This window comes from Nostoc sp. (genome assembly GCF_036916975.1).
Lineage (GTDB): Bacteria > Cyanobacteriota > Cyanobacteriia > Cyanobacteriales > Nostocaceae > Nostoc.
In genome coordinates this window covers 1-4,636 of record NZ_JBALFF010000088.1, presented here as the reverse complement: position 1 = coordinate 4,636, position 4,636 = coordinate 1, and the positions used below count along the sequence as shown (strand labels likewise).

Sequence of the window (4,636 nt, the reverse complement as noted above, 5' to 3'; positions counted from 1 at the left end):
TTGGGAGAGGGATTTAGGGTGAGGGCAAAAACTACGGTTCTCAACTTAAATCGCGTTTAAATTCTTATTTTTCTGAAAAAGATTCCTAAAAACTGGCGTAAAAATAGAATGAAATAGCCCTAGTAGTCCACCACATTTGGGAGCATCCCGTCAGGTGCAAAAACCTTGATAGCCCTCATCCCCTAACCCCTTCTCCCATCTTTGGGAGAAGGGGAACTAGAATGGCGAACTAGAATTATGTCTCCCCTCTCCCATATTTGGGAGAGGGGCTGGGGGAGAGGGAAAAGATTTAACCAAAATTGGGATGCTCCCATTTTGATGGGTACACTACCAGAGCGATCGCTCTCTTACCCAATAATTAATTTGCTCAAACTATATTTGAGCCAAGTGGTCTACTAAGTCCAATAAAGAATTTTAGCATTTGGAAAGCGCCTACTAATCTCACTCTCAAAAAAGCTACGCAACACCTTCATTGTGTCCTTATCATAAACGTACTTCGTGCCACCAAACTTATTACGCTTAACACTGCGTTTTTCCTCATCCATCTCTAATTTTGATTGCGGATACCAAGTTTGTAAAACTTCTTTTGACCCAGGTGTGAACCGATGGGAGATTAACTCAAAGGTCAGGTCACAGTCAAAATCCAGTGCCTCGTTTATCCGATCAAACAAACCACTATAGTGCATTTGCCAATCGTCTATCGGCATAATTGGCGCGATTACCAAGCCTACTGGATAACCGCCACCGCCACGCTTTTGTGGTAGCGCCAACTGTCGCAATGCATTAAGTCTAGATGTTACCGATGCTGTGCCACCTTCAAACTTACCAGAAATCGGTGCTGCATTAACGCTGATCCGACAGCGAGTATGTCCATTGTGTGGTAAGTCGAGTAATCCATCTACAGCATCAAACTTCGATACCCAACGTAGATGTGCATTGGTACGAGTGCCAAAGTAACGGATACATTCAGCAAGACTTCCAGTTAAATGCTCAATACCCAATGGGTCAGTGTAACAGCTAACTTCAAAACTTGTGGTTTTTCCTTGTTGCTCGTAGTTAGCTAAGTTTTCTAATATCTGCGGTAAGTTAGCAAAAACGCGAATCACAGGTGGCCCCGACAAGCTCCCAGCTAGGTAGCAGTATTGACAATGAGCCGGACAACCTTCGGCAATGTGAAACTGCCAATCCGCAGAAGGTGGAATGGGACTCAGTTTAAAAGAACTGGGTGGTGCAGTAACTACAGCTAAGGTACGCTTGGCGATGTTGTAAGTATCCCGCTCAGACTCACCGCGCAGACCCTTCAGGCGGTTCTGTGATAGTTCTTCTATTGATAAGTTGAGTGACTGCACACGTTCAAGAATCTGCTGCCCCCAATCCTCATCTAGGGCAGCAGGTGTAAACAGTACCCGTTCAGGTATCCACAACCTTGGCGATCTTGTTTGTGTATCTGATACTGAAACTTGGTCTGTAATGGTATTCAGCAATATCTTTCTCCGTTATTTAGTTTGCTGATTTCTGCAATTAATTTTCCAGGACTTGCTTAATTCGTCGCTCTAACAAATCAAGATCCAAACTGCCTTCATCACGATTAATTCGGCGCACAGTCGAATTAACATTACCTAAATTAACCAATAAATCTTGAAGAATTTCCTGCTGCTGACGGGCTTGGGTAACTTCGCGTGGTTCTTGTACCAAATCACGCACGATGGTATCTTCAGCGCGAGAGGCGATAATTGGATCGCTTTGCCCTTGAATGTGAACAAAGGTTCGTCGCCCTGGCCCTCGCTCCTCTTCTATTGGTATAACTGCTGTCACTTGGTCAGAACGCACATATTTGCCAAATCCCAAATGTACTAGTTCAGATGAGAGTATTTTCATATAATTGAAGCGTTATTTTTAAGTCTTACTTATATTGTAAAATCTAGAAAAGTGACTGAAACCCATAGACTATACGGGTTCTACCCAATTTAAAGTAGTACTTTCCTTTCCCAATTGCTCTATTTCAGTCACCTATTCCTACTTTCTACATCACCTCAAGTTTTGCAATAAGCGATACCTACGGTGAGCTACGCTAACGCACTTCATAAAGCGATCGCAATTTGACGATATCTTTCCATTCGAGATCGCTAAATGGTTGGGTAACTAGTTCTATGCCAAAGTACTGTTTTGCCGTCTCTGTCAATGTCTCCACAATCTTTACAATCCAGTCATCCTGTTCCTGTGCGTTACAAAGTGAGGTATTCCACGGAGCCGGTTGTTCAAAGATTTCCTCAAATAAACCTTTGTCTGTAGACAAAATCATTGAGCCGTGTTGAAGAATGGTATTTCTTCCTTTGCGTTGGGCGCTACCAATAAATTTACTTCCATCAGCAGTAACTAAGTCAGCTGCTGTTGCTGTGTTGAAGCAACTGGGATTGTGAATGTAACCCCGTCCAGCAGAACCATAATTTAACTCAATACCCAAGGTTTGCCAGCCTTGAATTAAAAAGTTACAGATTTTTTCATAAGTACCCCAGCTTTTTCTATTACTAGCTGAGGTAATCAGAGCGTAGGTTAAGTTTCCTTGGTGGATAACTGCTCTACCTCCCGTTGGCCGACGAACTAGATCGAGTTTCTGTCCCTGGTAACTCAGATTATGCCACTCGGCTGGCCATCGTTTTTGCAGATGCCCCAAAGATAGAGCATAAGGACGCCAGGTATAAAAACGCAGGGTAGATGGGTGATATCCCTTGTCACATTGGTTGAACAACCAAGCATCGATCGCCATTTGTACTGCTCCTGAGGTCTTAAGCATTGGGATAAAACGCCAGGTTGATGGTGATTCGGTTGCTAGTTGTCTCATAGATTTCGGACTTTGGAAAGATATTGACATCCTAATATCAGGATTTAATAATGCTTTTGTTTCAGATTATCAGGAAAAATGTGTTTATGAATCTCAGTTGACCGAAAAGTTCTGCGATCGCTCTGCTACTGGCTATGGCTTTATTTGCGATCAACCTATTCTGTCCAGATGCGAGTACCATTGGTGTCAACAAAAGTCTAGAAATGGCTTATCTGTTGGCTTTCTCACCCGCCCTGAACTGAAGTTCATGGCTCATAGCTCAAGTCTACTGAAGTAGACTAAAGTACAGAATACCCAACTGAATTCTGACCACTAACGCCTTTATTCTGTTCGATATAGGACTTACGCAAAAAACCTCTCAAACTCTTATTCCTCCGTGGATGCGTCCTCTGTGGTTCGATTTTCCGTTATCTGTGCGTAAGTCCTGCCATAAAATCTAAAATTCGCTGCTAAGAAAATCAAATAATTGATGCGCCATTTCTAATTTAGAACAAGGTGCGATCGCTATCTGCCGTCCTTGTATATCTAAAAATATCGCTTGATTATTATCACTCCCAAAACCGCTATCAGGCTGATCGATGGGATTGGCAACAATCACATCTAATTTTTTATTCTGTAACTTTTCTAATGCAGGCTTGACAATATCACCACTTTGTGCGGCAAAGCCAATTAATATCTGATGCGGCTGTTTGAGTTTTGCTAATTGAGCGACTATATCGGGTACTGGTTCCAGAGGTAAAGATTGGGGGAGTGATCGCTTGGGTAATTTTTCTGTACTATAATCTCGTGGCTTCACATCTGCAACGGCTGCTGACATCACAATTAGATCAGCGTTGGGTAAACATTCCAGCATGGCGTGCTGCATTTGCTCGGCACTAATGACGGGAATCGCTTGTACTCCTAATGGTACATCCCAATTAGCAGGGCCATGTACTAAAATGACACTTGCACCTCGGTGAAGTGCGGCTTGCGATAGCGCTAATCCCATTTTACCTGTAGAAGGATTACCAATAAATCTAACTGGGTCAAGATACTCTCGCGTTCCCCCAGCACTGATTAACACGCGTTTACCAGCTAAATCTCGTTTACCTTGAGTGTGTAACAACGATTGGATGTGAGCCAAAATTTCTGGAGGTTCTGCTAATCTACCAGCACCGATGCGATCGCACGCTAATAATCCTGATGCTGTATTCATTCCATGATATCGGCTATCGATCAATAGCTGTTGCCAATTTCGCTGCACTGATAGCTGTTCCCACATATCCGTATTCATCGCGGGTGCTAACAGCACCGGACAAGTAGAAGCCAGCACGGTATTTGTGAGTAAATTATCCGCCATCCCGTAGGCTAACTTGGCTAATGTATTCGCTGTCAAGGGGGCAATTACCATCACATCTGCCCATTCACCCAAATCAATGTGTAACGGACGAGAGTGAGTAGCTTGCCAAAAATCATCATCTGTGTAGGCGCGATGACGAGATAGGGTAGCTATTGTTAGAGGAGTGATAAATTCTTGCGCCGAACGGGTGAGGATAACTCTGACTTCCACCCCAGTCTTAAACAGCCTCGAAACCAATTCACAAATTTTGTAGGCGGCGATACCGCCACCTACAGCAATTAGAACCCTCTTCAATTTTGGATTAGTCATGGTAAAAAGTTAGGACTAAGTAGTAACTTAAAAGCAAGTAGTTACGAATATTAACTCCAAACTCCAAACTCCAAACTCCAAACTCCAAACTCCAAACTCCAAACTCCAAACTCCAAACTCCAAACTCCAAACTCCAAACTCCAAAC

5 protein-coding genes are annotated in these 4,636 nt (G+C 43.2%); 1 reads left to right on the top strand and 4 read right to left on the bottom strand.

Annotated elements, in window-relative coordinates; translation table 11 throughout:
• Nucleotides 1-395: 395 nt before the first annotated feature.
• The 3 genes from V7K73_RS22370 to V7K73_RS22360 form a co-directional block, all read right to left on the bottom strand.
• Nucleotides 396-1,418 (bottom strand): spore photoproduct lyase family protein, encoded by a 1,023-nt coding sequence (locus V7K73_RS22370; protein ID WP_334883153.1) that lies wholly within the window; start codon nucleotides 1,416-1,418, stop codon nucleotides 396-398.
• Nucleotides 1,419-1,521: 103 nt separating this feature from the next.
• Nucleotides 1,522-1,878: a hypothetical protein gene (locus tag V7K73_RS22365; protein ID WP_094345345.1), complete on the bottom strand. Its 357-nt coding sequence runs from the start codon at nucleotides 1,876-1,878 to the stop codon at nucleotides 1,522-1,524.
• Between the two features lie 193 nt (nucleotides 1,879-2,071).
• Nucleotides 2,072-2,767 carry a biotin/lipoate A/B protein ligase family protein gene (locus V7K73_RS22360; protein WP_334883151.1) on the bottom strand — a complete coding sequence of 232 codons (696 nt, stop codon included), beginning with the start codon at nucleotides 2,765-2,767 and terminating at the stop codon, nucleotides 2,072-2,074.
• On the opposite strand from V7K73_RS22360, the gene V7K73_RS22355 reads away from it, so the two are divergent.
• Complete coding sequence (locus V7K73_RS22355) at nucleotides 2,742-3,119, top strand: hypothetical protein (protein ID WP_334883149.1); 378 nt, start codon at nucleotides 2,742-2,744, stop codon at nucleotides 3,117-3,119. The genes V7K73_RS22360 and V7K73_RS22355 overlap by 26 nt on opposite strands.
• A 159-nt stretch (nucleotides 3,120-3,278) precedes the next feature.
• Here V7K73_RS22355 and coaBC read toward each other — a convergent pair whose 3' ends face one another.
• A complete protein-coding gene (coaBC, locus tag V7K73_RS22350; protein ID WP_334883148.1) occupies nucleotides 3,279-4,490 on the bottom strand; it encodes a bifunctional phosphopantothenoylcysteine decarboxylase/phosphopantothenate--cysteine ligase CoaBC in 1,212 nt (403 codons plus the stop codon).
• Between the last annotated feature and the right edge of the window lie 146 nt (nucleotides 4,491-4,636).

What these genes read in the sequence shown, in the direction of transcription:
- V7K73_RS22365 (WP_094345345.1), bottom strand. Translation starts at nt 1,878, where the DNA reads ATGAAAATACTCTCATCTGAACTAGTACATTTGGGATTTGGCAAATAT.
- V7K73_RS22360 (WP_334883151.1), bottom strand. Translation starts at nt 2,767, where the DNA reads ATGGCGATCGATGCTTGGTTGTTCAACCAATGTGACAAGGGATATCAC.
- coaBC (WP_334883148.1), bottom strand. Translation starts at nt 4,490, where the DNA reads ATGACTAATCCAAAATTGAAGAGGGTTCTAATTGCTGTAGGTGGCGGT.